The organism is Mesorhizobium sp. M9A.F.Ca.ET.002.03.1.2 (assembly GCF_003952365.1).
Classification (GTDB): Bacteria; Pseudomonadota; Alphaproteobacteria; order Rhizobiales; family Rhizobiaceae; genus Mesorhizobium.
In genome coordinates this window covers 1236237-1251291 of record NZ_CP034443.1, presented here as the reverse complement: position 1 = coordinate 1251291, position 15055 = coordinate 1236237, and the positions used below count along the sequence as shown (strand labels likewise).

Genomic DNA, 15055 nt, shown 5'->3' with positions numbered 1-15055 from the left:
AGAATCAGTTTCGCCCGTCGAGGTGGCGCACCTTGCGCAGCTGCGGAAACAGCACTGCCCACAGGCCGGCGACAGCAATGGCGCCGACGCCGCCGACCACCACCGCCGGCACGGTGCCGATCAGTGCGGCAAAAGTGCCTGCACGGAATTCGCCCAGCTCATTGGAAGCGCCGACGAAAACCTGATTGACGGCATTGACGCGGCCGCGCACCTGATCAGGCGTCCACAGCTGGATCAGCGTCTCACGGATATAGACGCTGAACATATCGGTGGCGCCGAGCAAGGCGAGTGCCGCGATCGACAGCCAGGGGATGGTCGAAAGGCCGAACAGCACGGTGAAGGCGCCGAACAGCGCGACGAAGCCGAGCATCACCACGCCGGCATGGTTGCGGATCGGATGTCCGGCCAGCCAGATGGCAACGCAGATGGCACCGATGCCGGGTGCCGAGCGCAACAGTCCCAGGCCCCATGGGCCGAGTTCGAGGATGTCGCGCGCGTAGATCGGCAGCAGTGCCGTGGCGCCGGACAAAAGCACGGCGAACAAATCGAGCGAGATGGCGCCGAGCACGATCTTCTCGCCCCAGATATAGCCGAAGCCGGCAAACAGCGTCTGCATCGTCGGCTTGTCGGTCTCGCTGCGCTGGGCAGGCTTGGGGATGGTGAAGATCAGCACCGCGGCGACAAGCATCAGAACGGCTGCGGTTCCGTATGCCGCTTCCGCCGAAAGCCCGTAGAGCAGGCCGCCGGCGACCGGCCCGATGATGGTCGCCGTCTGCCAGGCTGACGAATTCCAGGCGATCGCGTTGCCGAAATCCTCCGGTGGCACGAGGTTGGCGAACAGCGACGCCGAGGCCGGCCCGAAGAAGGCGCGCGCGATGCCGAACATGGCAAGCACGACGAAGATCAACCCCGGTCCGCCAAGGCCGCGCAGTGTCAACAGCAAAAGGGCCAGCGCGCAGATCGCCTCCAGCAGGACCGTCAGCGCCATGATCAGACGGCGTCCGAAACGGTCGGCGACCACCCCGGTGACCAGCACCAGCAGCAGCGAAGGCAGGAACTGGACAATGCCGACAAGGCCGAGATCGAACGGATCGCGGGTCAGGTCGTAGACCTGCCAGCCGACGGCGACGGATACGATCTGGGTGGCGAATGTGGAGAGGAAGCGCGCCGCCCAATAGCTCAGGAAGGGTCTATGCCGGAAGGCGGCATAGCGCTGGTCGGGCGATGTTTGTTCGGCTGTCATTTGTGAATGGCCCCGGCGAGATTGTTATCGGCCGGCGGGGCCATTCACGATGGTCGCTGGTCCGACCACAGCGCTTTTAGCGCAGTTCGGTGCGGGGCGCGCGCAAAAATCGGCTCTGGATCGAGGATTTCCGGGTCGCCATGCTAATTGCATATGGCAACCGCGCTCGGCGCCGGGCTTCGAACGACGTGTCAGGCCTTCGACGCGTCAGGCCTTGGCCTTGGGCTTTCTCGCCTTCTTGGCCGGCGCCGGCGGGGCGGCCTTGCGGCCAAGGCCTATCGCCTTCGCCAGCTGCGAGCGCGAGGCGGCATAATTGGGGGCGACCATCGGATAGTCGGCCGGCAAACCCCATTTGGCGCGATAGGCGTCCGGCGTCAGCCCGAAATGAACGCCGATATGGCGCTTCAGGGATTTGAACTTCTTGCCGTCTTCGAGGCAGACGATGAAATCCGGCGTCACCGATTTCTTTGGGTTGACCGCGGGGACCAACGGCGCTGCCGCTGGGACGGCGGGTTGTCCGAGCCCGCTTATCGAAGCGCTGACGCTTGCGATGAGGTCGCCGAGGCCGGAAGCCGGCAGGCGATTCTTCTCGACGTAGGCGGACACGATGTGAGCGGTCAGCTCAAGCAGATCGATGTCCTTGCGAGCGTTGTTGCTATCGTCGGTCAATCTATTTTCTCCATCCTGGGGGCTAGCAGAACTCCTAGTCGGCAAATCTGCGTAACGCAATGACGCTGCACATTATTTTGAACACAATACTAACGGCAGCACTTAGATCAACAGGTCTGCCCCCAAACGATCAGAATATCAGACGATCAGTGAGTTGTCGCGCACAGTCGAAATCCACCATCGCAGGCGCGGGTGTTGTCGCCGCGCCTGCAATCGGCAGTCGAGTTTGTCGACATTGCCGCCGCCGATGAGCGCATAGTCAGGGCTGCATGGCGCCATTGCGTCGCTTCTCGGGATCACTTCGCCGGATTGATCCAGCCGTTCGGCGGTCCGAACCCGGCCATCGCGTCGGCAGGGCCCCATGTGCCCGGCTCATAAAGCGGAGGCGGCGTGTTGTCGCCAAGCACCGGGCCGACGATCCGCCAGGCAAGCTCGCTGGCGTCCTGGCGGGTGAACAGCTGGCGGTTGCCGTTCATGGCGTCGCCGATCAGCCGCTCATAGGGCGGCATGTCGCCCTTCGAGTCGTCAAGGGCCGTCAGCTCGACCTGCTCGCCGAGCATGTCGTCGCCGGGGGCTTTGCGCTGGGCGCCGATCGAGATCGCCACCTGCGGATTGATGCGGAAGCGCACATGGTTGGCGTCGTCGGGCTTGATCGGGTCGAAGACGTCGAGCGGCGGCCGCTTCAGCCGGACAATGACCTCGGTGGCATGCACGGGCAGGGATTTGCCGGCGCGGATGAAGAAGGGCACATCCTGCCATCGCCAGGTGTCGACGAAAAACCGCACCGCCGCGAAGGTCTCGACCGGCGAGTTCGGCGCCACGCCGGGCTCGGCGAGATAGCCATCGAATTGGCCGCGCACGACATCGTCCTTGGTCAGCGTCCGGATCGCCCTCAGCACCTGCACCTTCTCGTCGATCAGATCGTCGGCCGAGCGGCCGACGGGCGGCTCCATGGCGAGCAGCAGCAGGATGTTGAGCAGATGGTTCTCGATGACGTCGCGGATGCAGCCGACCTCGTCGTAGAAGCGGCCGCGGCCCTCGACGCCGAAATCCTCGGCCATGGTGATCTGCACGCTCTCGACGAAATTGCGGTTCCAGATCGGCTCGAGAAAGGAATTGGCGAAGCGGAAATAGAGCAGGTTCTGGATCGCTTCCTTGCCGAGATAATGGTCGATGCGAAAGATCGACTGCTCGTCGAATACCAGGTGCAGAACCCGGTTCAGCCAACGCGCCGATTGCAGGTCGTGACCGAAAGGCTTTTCCACCATCAGCCGCGCGCCCTGGGCCGCGCCCGACTGCTCCAGCCCCTGGATGACCGTCTCGAACATGGTCGGCGGCACCGCCAGATAGTGCAGCGGATGCTGTGCGGTCCCCAGCACGTTTTTCAGCTGCTCGAACGTCGCGGCGCTACGATAGTCGCCGCTGACATAACGAAGCAGCGCGGCAAGTTTCGCGAAGATCTTTTCGTCGACCTTGCCGATGGCCTTGGCGATGCCGTCGCGGGCGCGCGCCTGCAACTGTTTCAGGTCCCAGGCGTCGAAAGCGACGCCGATCACCGGCTCGGTCAGCGTTCCCTTGGCGACCATGGTATAAAGTGCGGGGAAGATCTTCTTGTGGGCGAGATCGCCGGTTGCCCCGAAGAGCACCAGCGTGTCGGATCGTTCCTGGTTCATGAGTGTCTCCCCGGTCACGAGCCGGTCTTCGACTTTTCGACATGGCCGCCGAAAGCGTAGCGCATGGCGGACAGGAGCTTGTCGGCGAATTCGGATTCGCCTTGCGAGGAGAACCGGTCGAACAGCGCCGAGGACAGAACCGGCGCCGGCACGCCGGTGTCGATCGCCGCCTTCAGCGTCCAGCGGCCTTCGCCGGAATCCGAAACCCGTCCGCCGAACTGGGTCAGCGCCGAGTCGGCCTTCAAGGCGCCGGCCGTCAGGTCGAGCAGCCAGGAGCCGATGACACTGCCATGCCGCCAGACCTCGGCCACCTCGGCAACGTCGATGTCGAACTGGTAATATTGCGGGTTTTCCAACGGGCTGGTTTCGGCGTCCGCCGTCCGCTGCTTCTTGCCCGCATTCGCCGATTTCAGGATGTTCATGCCCTCGGCATAGGCGGCCATGACGCCGTACTCGATGCCGTTGTGGACCATCTTGACGAAATGGCCGGCGCCGCTCGGTCCGCAATGGAGATAGCCGAAGGGCGCGGTTCCTGCATCCTTCCCGGGGGCAGGCACCCCGGCATCGGCGCCGGGCGCCAGCGTCGCGAAGACCGGGTCGAGATGCCGGACCGCGCCGTCGGGGCCGCCGATCATCAGGCAATAGCCGCGCTCGAGGCCCCAGACGCCGCCGCTGGTGCCGACATCGACATAGTTAAGGCCCCTGGAGGCGAGATGTGCGGCCTGGTCGACAGCGTCGTGGTAATATGAATTGCCGCCGTCGATGATGATGTCGCCTGGCTCCATCAGTGCGGCCACCTGCTCGACGATCTTGCCGGTGATCGCCGCCGGCAGCATCAGCCAGGCGCTGCGCGGCTTGGTCAGCTTGCCGACGAACTCCTCCATCGAAGCCGTCCCGATCGCGCCGTCCTTGACCAGTGCGGCGACGCTGGCCGGGTTGATATCGTAGACGACGCATTCATGGCCATCGCGCAGCAGGCGCCGAACCATGTTGGCGCCCATCCTGCCCAGTCCCATCATTCCAATCTGCATGTTCTCGTCCTGGTTCTTGAGGGATAGAGTCTAGTGGCCGTCCGACCCATCGATGCCGACGGAAAAATCGACATTCTCCCAACGACCGGTATCGGACCAGAAAAAAGTAAAGACGATCGTATTGCCCGGCGGAACATCCAGACGCTTCCCTAGACCATGAACCGAAGGCTTTTCAATCATTGCACCGCAAGTTGATCGCCAACTCCGCGCGGATTGCAGTTGACAGCTTGCGAGCCGTCTGCATTTGTCTGACAATAGATAAAAAACAGGGACGTGAATTTTAACAGCCATCAGACCAGCAACTCAGGGAGGAGTATGACATGAAGAAACTGCTCGTTTTGGGCACATTCGCGGCGATGCTCGCGTCAGGCACGGCGCTTGCCGATACCAGCGACAAGAAGATCGCCTTTTCCAACAATTATGCCGGCAATTCGTGGCGCCAGGCGATGCTCGACAGCTACGCCATCGTCACCAAGAAGGCCGTCGCCGACGGGGTGGTCGCGGCCGCGGATATCTTCACGACGGCCGATAAGGAAGTGCCGACCCAGGCAGCCCAGGTGCAGAACCTGATCCTGCAAGGCTATGACGCGATCGTCATCAACGCCGCCTCGCCGGACGCGCTCAACGGCGCCATCAAGCAGGCTTGCGACGCTGGCATCGTCGTCGTCTCCTTCGACGGCATCGTCACCGAGCCCTGCGCCTATCGCGTGGTCGTTGACTTCAAGGACATGGGCAAGCAGGAAGTAGAGCAGATGGCCAAGTTCCAGCCCAAGGGCGGCAATCTCTTGGAAATCCGCGGTCTCGCCGGCACCTCGATCGACGACGCCATCCACGCCGGCATCCTGGAGGGCGTCGCCGCCCATCCCGAATTCAAGATCGTCGGCTCGGTGACCGGCGATTGGGATCAGACCACGGCGCAGAAGGCGGTCGCGACGATCCTGCCGTCGCTGCCGGAAATCGTCGGCGTCGTCGATCAGGGCGGCGACGGCTATGGCGCGGCACAGGCCTTCGCCGCTGCCGGCAAGCCGCGCCCGACCATCATCATGGGCAACCGCCAGGACGAATTGCAATGGTGGAAGGAACAGAAGGACAAGGACGGCTACCAGACCTGGTCGGCGTCGATCGCGCCGGGCGTGTCGTCGCTGGCCTTCTGGGTGGCGCAGCAGGTGCTCGATGGCCGTACCGACATACCGCATGATCTGCTGGTGCCATACCTCGCCTTCACCCAGGACGATTTCGAGGCCGCACTGCCGAAAATCCCCAAAGGTGGCGTGGCCAGCCACGAATACACGCAGGAAGACGCTATCGCGGCCATCAAAGCCAACATCAAGTGAGCGTGACACGATCGTTGCTTCCGGCATCGCCAAACGGCTATTGCTGAGGGATGCCCGAAGCTAGCGCAGACATCGTCAGGCTGGACGGCGCCGAAAAACATTTCGGCGCCGTCCGTGCGCTCGCCGGCGTCGATTTCCACGTCCGCGCGGGCGAATGCGTCGGCCTCGTCGGCCACAATGGCGCGGGAAAGTCGACGCTCATGCACATGGTGGCGGGCACGCTTGTGCCCGACAGCGGGCGGATCGCGGTGCGTGGCGGCATCGAGGACAATTATTCGGTGCCGCGCGCCCAGCAGCTCGGCATACGCTGCGTGTTCCAGGAACTCTCGCTCTGCCCGAACCTCAGCGTTGCCGAGAACACGCGTATCAACCATCCGGCGCTCAGCGGCTTCGGCTGGCGGAGCAGGGCGGCCGATCTCATCGCCGCCAAGCTCGACGAGATCTTCCCGGGCCACAGCATCTCCGCCTCCGATATCGCCAGCGACCTTTCCATCGGCAGGCGGCAGATGGTCGAAGTGGCGCGTGCCTTCACGGTGACGCAGGATCCGCTCGAACTGGTCATCCTCGACGAGCCGACATCCTCGCTCGACGCCCATACGGCCGGCCAGTTGCTGGCCTTCGTCCGGCGCTTCGTCGCCGCTGGCCGGAGCTGCATCCTGATCTCGCATCTTCTGGGCGAGGTGCTCAGGAATGCCGACCGCATCGTGGTGATGCGCGACGGCAAGGTCGTTGCGTCGGACGCGGCGAAGGCTTTCGATCGCGACAGGCTGGTGACGACCATGGGTGGGGCAGAAGCGCGTGAGAAGATCGCGGCCGAAATCGCGACCCAAAAGCCGGAGGCCGGTCCGTTGCGGGTCCGGGCCCGCCCGGCGCGGCAAGAGGACGGCAACGAACTTGTGGCGCATGCCGGCGAGATCATTGGCCTTGCCGGGCTGGCCGGCCATGGACAGACGGATCTGCTGCTGGCGATCTTCGCCGCCGCGGCCCGCTCCAAAACCGGCATTGAGGTCACCGCGCCGGTGGCGCTGGTGGCCGGCGACCGGCAGTCGGACGGGATCTTCCCGCAATGGTCGATCGCGCAAAACATCGGCATCCGCTCGCTGGCGCGATTGCGCAACGGTCTCTTGATCTCGCCGCAACGTGAAGCCGAACTCGCCGACTTCTGGCAAGGGAAAATCGGCATCCGCACCCCGGACATGAACAACAACATCTTCTCGCTGTCCGGCGGCAACCAGCAGAAGGCTTTGTTTGCCCGGGCGCTCGGTTCCGACGCGAAGATCGTGCTGATGGACGACCCGATGCGCGGCGTCGACATCGGAACCAAGCTGGAGGTCTACGACCTCGTGCGCGAAGAGGCTGGCCGCGGCCGCACCTTCCTCTGGTACACCACGGAAACCGAAGAGCTCGACAATTGCCACCACATCTATGTTTTCAAGAACGGCCGGATCGTCGCCAACCTTCGTCGCGACGAACTGACGGAGCAAAAAATCATCCAGTCCTCGTTCGGCGACGCGGCCTGAGATGACGGCAGCACCCGCCGAGACCAGCCCCAAGGGCCCCTCCGAGCGCGGCAAGCTGGCGCGGGCGCGCCTGTTGCGCAGCTTGCTGCCGGCGCTGTCGCTGGTGCTGGTGCTGCTGGCGATCGCCTGGCTCAACCCGCGCGCCATCAGCTATTTCGGCTTCAGCCTGATGCTGAACCTTGCGATCCCGATCGCGCTGGCGACGATCGCGCAGATGTTCGTCATCGCCGGCAACGAGCTGGACCTGTCGATCGGCACCTTCGTCGGGTTCGTCGGCTGCGTCACGGCGACGTGGCTGAAGGACGCGCCGCTGGTCGGCGTGGTGATCCTGCTCGGGTCGATCGGTGTCTATGCGCTGCTCGGCGCGCTGATCCACCTGCGCAACCTGCCTTCGATCGTGGTGACGCTCGGCATGAGCTTCGTCTGGCAGGGCCTCGCCATCCTCACCCTGCCGAAGCCCGGCGGCAAGGCGCCGGACTGGTTGCTGTCGCTCATGGCCTTCAAGCCGCCCTTCATTCCTTTCCCGATCATCGCGGCGCTGCTAATCGCGGCGATCGTCTATTTCGGGCTGATGCGCACCTCCTATGGTGTGATCCTGCGCGGATCGGGCGGCAATGCCGCCGCGCTCGAACGCGCCGGCTGGTCGCTGCTCAAGACCAAGATCGTGCTGTTTGCGCTGGCCGGTCTGTTCGGCGTGCTGTCCGGCATGGCCTTGATCGGCATCACCACCTCGGCCGATGCCAATATCGGCAATGGCTACACGCTGCTGTCGATCGCCGGCGTCATCCTCGGTGGCGGCGAATTCGTCGGCGGCCGGGTGTCGCCGATCGGCGCGGTGATCGGCGCGCTGACCTTGGCGCTCGCCGCGTCGCCGCTTTTGACCTTCATGCACATTCCGCCCGACTGGCAGGTCGCCGCCAATGGCGCGATCCTGATCATCGTGCTGGCGGCCCGGGTGCTGATCAGCCGCAGGGAGAGGTGAGCGATGGCATCGTTGCGCACGCTGCTCGCCAAACCCTGGATCTGGTCCTTCATCGGCGCGCTGCTGGTGTGGCTGGCGACAGTCACTTTCACAGGCGGTTATGGTGGAGGCGGCATGATCACCGCGGCTTTGTCGCTCGCGGTCTTCACCGTCATCGTTGGTGTCGGCCAGATGTTCGTCATCACGCTCGGGCCGGGCAATGTCGACCTGTCATTGCCGGCGAATATCGGCCTCGCCAGCGCGGTCGCCATGAAAGTGATGGACGGCAATGACCAGATGATCGCCGTTGGGCTGCTGGCGGCGCTGGCCTGCGGCATGGCGATCGGCGCCGCCAACTATCTCTTGATCTGGGCGCTGCGCATTCCGCCGATCATCGCCACGCTGTCGGCCAGCTTCATCATCCAGTCGGTCGACATCAGCTACGGGCGCGGCTTGCAGATCAAGCCGCCGCCGGGCTTCGCCGATTTCGCCAACCGGCAGATCCTTGGCATTCCGGTGCTGGCGATCCTCACCGTGCTGTTCACCATCGGCGCTGCAATCGCGCTGCAGCGCATGATCTATGGTCGTTCCGTGCTGGCGATCGGCCAGAACATCCGCGCCGCGTGGCTGGCCGGCGTCAATGTCGGCCGCATCCGTTTCCTCACCTACACGCTGTCGGGCACGCTCGGCGGCCTCGACGGGGCGCTGCTTGCCGGCTACTTCCGCGGCGCCAATGTCGACATCGGCAATGAGTATCTGCTGGCCTCGATCGCCGTGGTCGTCATTGGCGGCACGTCGGTGGCGGGCGGCAAGGCCAATGTGCCAGGCGTCTGGGGCGCGGCGCTGTTCCTGGTGCTGCTTTTGACCATGCTCAACACGTTCGGCGTCAGTGCCGGCGTCCGTCTGCTGCTGACCGGGCTGATCATCGTCGGCGTCATCACCGCCGCCGGCGGCCAGAAGGCGCTGCGCTAGGTTCCCATCTTCGTCATCCTCGGGCTTGACCCGAGGATCCATGCCGTGACCTTCGTCGAAGAATGCGGCGAAAACGGAATTCTGCACCGCGGCGGCACGCCAACTCACGGCATGGGTCCTGCGTCGCTTCGCTCCAGTATGACGAAGGGGGCGATGTCGGCGAACATGCCGGTTCCCTTCCGCGCATCGGCCCTGTAAACCCGGTCGGCCACATTACTGCAAGAGGTTTACGTGCCCAATTTCGTCAGCGTTACAAGGGATGGCGGCGTCGCGGTCGTGATCATCGACAATCCGCCGGTCAACGCGCTGAGCTTCCATGTCCGCGAGCCGCTGATGCAGGCGCTTGTTTCCTTGCGGGACGAGCCTGATGTCGCCGTCATCGTCATCGCCTGCGCCGGGCGGACCTTCGTCGCCGGCGCCGATATCACCGAGTTCGGCAAGCCGGTGCGGCAGCCGGATCTGCGCGCCATCGTGGCCGTGCTGGAGACCATCGCCAAGCCGACAATTGCCGCGATCCACGGCACCGCGCTCGGCGGCGGGCTGGAACTGACGCTCGGCTGCCACTTTCGCGTTGCCGATCCAGGCGCCAGGCTTGGCCTGCCGGAAGTCAAGCTCGGCCTGCTGCCCGGCGGCGGCGGCACGGTTCGGCTACCGCGCCTCGTCGGCGCGGAGAAGGCGCTCGGCATGATCGTCTCGGGTACGCCGATCGGCGCCACTGAGGCGCTCGCCACCGGCCTCGTCGACGCCGTCTTCGACGGCGATCTCATCGCGCAGGCGGTTCGTTTCGCTAGCGAAATGACCACTGGCGACGGGCTATTCACGCCCGTGCGCGACCGCAACGATCGTCTTGCCGGAACCGACCTCGTGGCCTTCGACAAGCAAGTGGCGGAGCTGGCAAGGAAGGCGCGCGGCCTCGAAGCGCCGGTCGCCTGCGCTGAGGCGGTCCGCAACGCCATCACGCTGCCGTTCGACGAAGCGCTGGCGGCGGAACGCGAACTGTTCGTCAAACTCGTTGCAGGCGACCAGTCGCGCGCGCAGCGTCATCTGTTCTTCGCCGAGCGCGAGGCGCCGAAGGTTGCGGCCAAGGATATCGTCAGGCGCAAGATTGCCCGCATTGGCGTCATCGGCGCCGGCACCATGGGCGGCGGCATCGCCATGGCGTTCGTCAATGGCGGCTACCCCGTGACCTTGCTGGAAACCAGCCGCGAGGCGCTGGAGCGCGGGCTGGCGACGATCGAGAAGACCTATGCCGTCTCCGTCGCGCGCGGTTCCCTGAACGAAGATGCCAAGCGCCAGCGGCTCGACCTGTTCAAGGGCTCCATCGACTATGCCGACCTCGCCGAATGCGACCTCATCATCGAGGCGGTATTCGAGGAGATGGCGGTCAAGAAAGAGGTGTTCGGCAGGCTCGACGCGGTGGCCAAATCAGGCGCGATCCTCGCCACCAACACTTCCTATCTCGACGTCAACGCTATCGCAGCCTCGACGTCGCGACCGCAGGATGTCGTCGGCATGCATTTCTTTTCGCCGGCCAATGTCATGAAGCTGCTGGAAATCGTCCGCGCCGAGAAGACTGCGCCCGATGCGCTGGCGACAATCGTCGAGCTGGCACGTAGGATCGGCAAGGTGCCGGTCGTCGTCGGCGTCTGCCATGGCTTTGTCGGCAACCGCATGCTGGCCGCGCGGGGCTCGGAATCCGAGGCGCTTTTGCTGGAAGGTGCAACACCGCAGCAGGTCGACCGGGCGTTCACCGATTTCGGCTGGCCGATGGGGCCGTTCCAGATGAGCGATCTCGCCGGCCTCGATATTGGCTGGCGCAACCGCAAGGCACGCGGCCAGACGGCAATAATCGCCGACACGCTGTGCGAACAGGGGCATTTCGGCCAGAAGACCGGCAGCGGCTTCTATCTCTACGAGAACGGCTCGCGCACTCCGACTCCCAACCCCGAGGTCGAAGCGCTGGTCCGCGACAAGGCGGCCGAAAAGGACATCGCGCCGCGGGCGATCGGCGCCGACGAGATCATCGAGCGCACGCTCTATCCGATGATCAATGAGGGGGCGAAGATACTCGAGGATAAAATCGCTGCCCGCGCCTCCGACATCGATGTCGTCTGGGTCAACGGCTATGGCTTTCCGGTGGGCAAGGGTGGGCCGATGTTCTGGGCCGGCCTCGAAGGGGGCGACAAGATCATCGGACGGCTCGACCACTGGCACGAGCGGACCGGCAGGCAAATCTTTCGGGTGGCGCCCCTGCTCAGGCGGATGGCTGAAACCGGCTCCTGGGAGGACGTCGCCAGCTAACCGCCCGAGCGAGGTTATTGCGAAATCGCGGACGAAGCAGACTTCGCCTGCTTCGTCTGCTTAAGACTTTGCTTGTCGCAGGTTCTTATCGCAAAACCGTGGAACACTTTTGCGGAACCTGCTTAGCGAATCCGCGCGTCGATGATCTCGACGAAACGCGCGAAGAGACCAGCTTGCGACTTGATCTTGAGCTTGCGGTAAATGTTGCGGCGATGAACCTTCACGGTTCCCGGTACGATGCGCATCGCCCTGGCGATCGATTCCGTGGAATGCCCCTGAAGCACCAGATCGACCACCTGCTTTTCGCGCGGCGTCAGCGAAAGGCTCTTCCAGATATGAGCACGTTCGAATTCGGCGACCGGGGCAATCGCCTCGTCCTGTTTCGTCTCGGCCGGTTCGTCAGCCGGAAGGTCCGGCCAGCGCAGCCTGACGAAGCTGATCACCGCCGGCGCCATGTCGCGCAGCAGCCTGGCATCGGCGGTTCCGAAAGGGCCCGAAAAGTGCAGTCGCATCAGCGAGACCACCAGCGCGTCCTTTCCTGGCAGCGGCACGAAGAAACCGACCTCCTCGGCCAGCTTGGTCTGACTATAGTAGGAGCGGTAATACTCGCTGGCGTAAAAGCGGTCCGGCGCCAGTTCGCGCATTCGCCAAAAACCTTCCTTACGCTCGACCGCCGCGTGGTGGAACGGGTCGAGCAGATACGGCCCTTCCTGATAGAGCGCGACGAAGACGTGGCTTTCGGTCGGCGAGAACGTCTCGAACAGCAGCGGAGGGCGCGATGCGCCGCGATAGCCGAAGATCACACAGTGGTCGAAGCTGACATGCTGCCGGAGCCAGGCGACCATCGCCTTGCCGAAGAGCTCGCCGCTCGTCTCCCGTGTCGCGGCGATGAGCGTGGCGAGCTGGTTGTATTCATCGGCACGCGACACGCTCAATTTATACCCCTTTAAACGAGAAAATACACCGAATATACCACCTGCGAGGTATATACTAGTCACCGTTGGCTCTGATAGCGTTTCAAAATTGCCTTATCGCTGGAGCCGCAGCTTTGACCGCAGTGCCAGACATCGAGTTTCGCGGGGTTACCAAACGCTACGGCAGCGTAACCGCGGTCAGCGGCATCGACCTTGCCGTCCCGCCGTCTGCCTTTGTCGCCTTGCTCGGGCCGTCCGGCTGCGGCAAGACGACCTGCCTGCGCATGATCGGCGGCTTCGAACAGCCGAGTGAAGGCGCAGTCTTCATCCGTGGCCGTGACATGGCCGGCACGCCGCCCTATCGGCGGCCGGTCAACATGGTGTTCCAGCAATACGCGCTGTTTCCGCATCTGGATGTCGAGGACAACATCGCTTACGGTCTGCGCCAGGCACGGCCGCGGCTGTCGTCGCGGGAGATCAGCCTGAGGGCAGGCGAGGCGCTCGCCATGGTGCGGCTTGCCGGCTACGGCCGCCGCAAGATCCACGAGCTTTCCGGCGGCCAGCAGCAGCGTGTCGCCCTGGCGCGCGCGCTGGTCAACAAGCCGGCGGTGCTGCTGCTCGACGAACCGCTGGCGGCGCTCGACAAGAAGTTGCGCACCGACATGCAGATAGAGTTGCAGAACCTGCAGCGCGAGATCGGCATCACCTTCGTGCTTGTCACGCACGACCAGGAAGAAGCGCTGTCGATGAGCGATTTCGTCTGCGTCATGAATGGCGGGCGCATCGTCCAGCTCGGGCAGCCGAGCGAGATCTATGACGAACCCGCCGATCTCTTCGTCGCGGACTTCGTCGGCAAGACCAATCTCTTGAGCGGCAAGGTCGACGGGCACTCGGGCAATCTCGTCGAGGTGGCGCTTGCCGACGGCACCGTCATCGTCGCGCGCGAGCGGACTTCGCTGCAAAAGGGCGAGACCGTTTCGGTCAGCCTGCGTCCTGAATCCTTAAACCTCAGCGCACCGGGAAACGGCCGGCTGAACGGCGTTGTCCGCAACCGGATCTTTCTGGGCTCGACCGCGGAATATGCGATCGAGGTCGGGGGTATCGGAACGCTGCTCGCCAAGGCCGATCACCTGATCGGCAGTGGAAATCTCTTCAAGCCGGGTGAACCCGTCGCCATCGGCTTCACCGCCGGAACGCCGCTCGCGTTTCCGGACCCCAAGAACAACGGGACCAACCAGAGGGAAAACAAACATGTCGAAATCATATCGTGACGGACTGCCGATAAACCCTGAGAAATTCGTCGACCAGTTGATGCGGCTGAAGCGCGGTTCCATCGGCCGCCGCGAGTTCCTTGGCCTTACCGGCCTTGGCATCGCAACTGCCGTGATGGCCCGCGAGCTTGGCATCATGCCGTCGCCGGCCTTCGCCCAGGAGGGGCTTGGCGACCGCATGTCGATCGCCACCTGGCCCAATTATCACGACCCGGCGACGTTCGAGAATTTCCAGGCCGAGACCGGCGTCGCCGTCGAGGTCAATGTGTTCGGGTCAAACGAGGAGATGCTGGCCAAGCTGCAGGCCGGCGCCTCGGGCTGGAGCCTTTTCGTTCCGACCAATTATACGATTTCCACCTACAAGAAGCTCGACATCATCGAAGCGCTCGACATGGCCAAGCTTGCGAATTTCGACGGCTCGCAGCAGGACGCGCGCTTCACCTCGGAAGGCACGATCGACGGCGTGACCTACGCGGTGCCGAAAAACTGGGGCACCACCGGATTTGCCGTCAACACCAGCAAGCTCGCCAAGCCGATGACGAATTGGAAGGAATTCTGGGACACGGCCATGGCCGAGGGCGACGGCCGGACCATGGTTCATGACTACCAGCTCACCACGATCGGCAATGCGCTGAAATATTTCGGCTTCTCGTTCAACTCGCTGAAGCAGGACGAGCTCGCCAAGGCGGAGGAACTGCTGCTGAAGGTCAAGCCGCATCTGTTCGCGGTTTCCAGCGACTATCAGCCGTCGATGCGCGCCGGCGACGCCTGGATGACGATGTGCTGGACCAATGACGGAGCGCAGCTCCACCGCGACATCCCCGAGATCGCCTATGTGCTCGGCAAGGAGGGCGGCGAGATCTGGACCGACTTCTACGCCATTCCGAAGGATGCGCCCAACAAGCCCGCCGGCTATGCCCTGCTCAACTATCTGATGGACCCGAAAGTCGCGGTCAAGGAGCACCTGGCCAACGGTGCGCCTTCCACCGATGCGCGGGTCAATGCGCTGCTGCCCAAGGAGGTGATGGACAATCCGATCCTCTATCCGGCGGCGGATCTGTTGACTCCGCTGGAATTCGGTGCTGCCGCGACGCTGACCGATCCGGGCCGGGCCGAATTGATGGCACGCTTCAAGTCGGCTTGAACCGGCCGGGCCATGGTCCGAT

Annotated in this window: 13 protein-coding genes; 8 read left to right on the top strand and 5 right to left on the bottom strand. The window is 63.9% G+C overall.

Annotated elements, in window-relative coordinates; all coding sequences use genetic code 11:
- Window positions 1–4: 4 nt before the first annotated feature.
- The 4 genes from EJ066_RS06230 to gnd all read right to left on the bottom strand — a co-directional run bounded on the left by EJ066_RS06230 (window position 5) and on the right by gnd (window position 4616).
- Window positions 5–1243, bottom strand: coding sequence for an MFS transporter (locus tag EJ066_RS06230; RefSeq protein WP_126035880.1), 1239 nt, complete (start codon window positions 1241–1243; stop codon window positions 5–7).
- Between the two features lie 207 nt (window positions 1244–1450).
- Window positions 1451–1912: a MucR family transcriptional regulator gene (locus EJ066_RS06225; RefSeq protein ID WP_126035878.1), complete on the bottom strand. Its 462-nt coding sequence runs from the start codon at window positions 1910–1912 to the stop codon at window positions 1451–1453.
- A gap of 296 nt (window positions 1913–2208) precedes the next feature.
- Complete coding sequence (zwf, locus tag EJ066_RS06220; protein ID WP_126035876.1) at window positions 2209–3585, bottom strand: glucose-6-phosphate dehydrogenase; 1377 nt, start codon at window positions 3583–3585, stop codon at window positions 2209–2211.
- Between the two features lie 14 nt (window positions 3586–3599).
- Window positions 3600–4616, bottom strand: a complete 1017-nt coding sequence (gene gnd / locus EJ066_RS06215; protein ID WP_126035874.1) for a phosphogluconate dehydrogenase (NAD(+)-dependent, decarboxylating) — start codon at window positions 4614–4616, stop codon at window positions 3600–3602.
- Between the two features lie 320 nt (window positions 4617–4936).
- On the opposite strand from gnd, the gene EJ066_RS06210 reads away from it, so the two are divergent.
- The 6 genes from EJ066_RS06210 to EJ066_RS06190 are packed head-to-tail and all read left to right on the top strand — an operon-like array spanning window position 4937 to window position 11704.
- Window positions 4937–5950: a substrate-binding domain-containing protein gene (locus EJ066_RS06210; RefSeq protein ID WP_126035872.1), complete on the top strand. Its 1014-nt coding sequence runs from the start codon at window positions 4937–4939 to the stop codon at window positions 5948–5950.
- Window positions 5951–6000: 50 nt separating this feature from the next.
- A complete protein-coding gene (locus EJ066_RS06205) occupies window positions 6001–7470 on the top strand; it encodes a sugar ABC transporter ATP-binding protein (protein WP_126035870.1) in 1470 nt (489 codons plus the stop codon).
- A gap of 1 nt (window position 7471) precedes the next feature.
- Entirely contained in the window at window positions 7472–8452 is a 981-nt protein-coding gene (locus EJ066_RS06200; protein ID WP_126035868.1) for an ABC transporter permease, read from the top strand.
- A 3-nt stretch (window positions 8453–8455) separates the two neighbouring features.
- On the top strand, window positions 8456–9403 hold the full coding sequence (locus EJ066_RS06195; protein ID WP_126035866.1) for an ABC transporter permease: 948 nt from the start codon (window positions 8456–8458) through the stop codon (window positions 9401–9403).
- 45 nt (window positions 9404–9448) lie between these two features.
- Window positions 9449–9601 carry a hypothetical protein gene (locus tag EJ066_RS31255; RefSeq protein WP_189644440.1) on the top strand — a complete coding sequence of 51 codons (153 nt, stop codon included), beginning with the start codon at window positions 9449–9451 and terminating at the stop codon, window positions 9599–9601.
- A gap of 33 nt (window positions 9602–9634) precedes the next feature.
- Window positions 9635–11704: a 3-hydroxyacyl-CoA dehydrogenase NAD-binding domain-containing protein gene (locus EJ066_RS06190; RefSeq protein WP_126035864.1), complete on the top strand. Its 2070-nt coding sequence runs from the start codon at window positions 9635–9637 to the stop codon at window positions 11702–11704.
- 122 nt (window positions 11705–11826) lie between these two features.
- On the opposite strand, the gene EJ066_RS06185 is transcribed toward EJ066_RS06190, so the two are convergent.
- Window positions 11827–12633 (bottom strand): LuxR C-terminal-related transcriptional regulator, encoded by an 807-nt coding sequence (locus EJ066_RS06185; RefSeq protein WP_126043766.1) that lies wholly within the window; start codon window positions 12631–12633, stop codon window positions 11827–11829.
- 119 nt (window positions 12634–12752) lie between these two features.
- On the opposite strand from EJ066_RS06185, the gene EJ066_RS06180 reads away from it, so the two are divergent.
- Both EJ066_RS06180 and EJ066_RS06175 read left to right on the top strand, forming a co-directional pair.
- Entirely contained in the window at window positions 12753–13889 is a 1137-nt protein-coding gene (locus tag EJ066_RS06180; RefSeq protein WP_126035861.1) for an ABC transporter ATP-binding protein, read from the top strand.
- Window positions 13870–15033 carry a spermidine/putrescine ABC transporter substrate-binding protein gene (locus tag EJ066_RS06175; RefSeq protein ID WP_126035859.1) on the top strand — a complete coding sequence of 388 codons (1164 nt, stop codon included), beginning with the start codon at window positions 13870–13872 and terminating at the stop codon, window positions 15031–15033. The genes EJ066_RS06180 and EJ066_RS06175 overlap by 20 nt, the downstream gene beginning before the upstream one ends.
- Window positions 15034–15055 lie beyond the last annotated feature (22 nt).

Excerpts from the sequence above, each read along its gene's own strand:
- EJ066_RS06230 (WP_126035880.1), bottom strand. The coding sequence starts at position 1,243 with ATGACAGCCGAACAAACATCGCCCGACCAGCGCTATGCCGCCTTCCGG.
- zwf (WP_126035876.1), bottom strand. The coding sequence starts at position 3,585 with ATGAACCAGGAACGATCCGACACGCTGGTGCTCTTCGGGGCAACCGGC.
- gnd (WP_126035874.1), bottom strand. The coding sequence starts at position 4,616 with ATGCAGATTGGAATGATGGGACTGGGCAGGATGGGCGCCAACATGGTT.
- EJ066_RS06210 (WP_126035872.1), top strand. The coding sequence starts at position 4,937 with ATGAAGAAACTGCTCGTTTTGGGCACATTCGCGGCGATGCTCGCGTCA.
- EJ066_RS06205 (WP_126035870.1), top strand. The coding sequence starts at position 6,001 with ATGCCCGAAGCTAGCGCAGACATCGTCAGGCTGGACGGCGCCGAAAAA.
- EJ066_RS06200 (WP_126035868.1), top strand. The coding sequence starts at position 7,472 with ATGACGGCAGCACCCGCCGAGACCAGCCCCAAGGGCCCCTCCGAGCGC.
- EJ066_RS06195 (WP_126035866.1), top strand. The coding sequence starts at position 8,456 with ATGGCATCGTTGCGCACGCTGCTCGCCAAACCCTGGATCTGGTCCTTC.
- EJ066_RS06175 (WP_126035859.1), top strand. The coding sequence starts at position 13,870 with ATGTCGAAATCATATCGTGACGGACTGCCGATAAACCCTGAGAAATTC.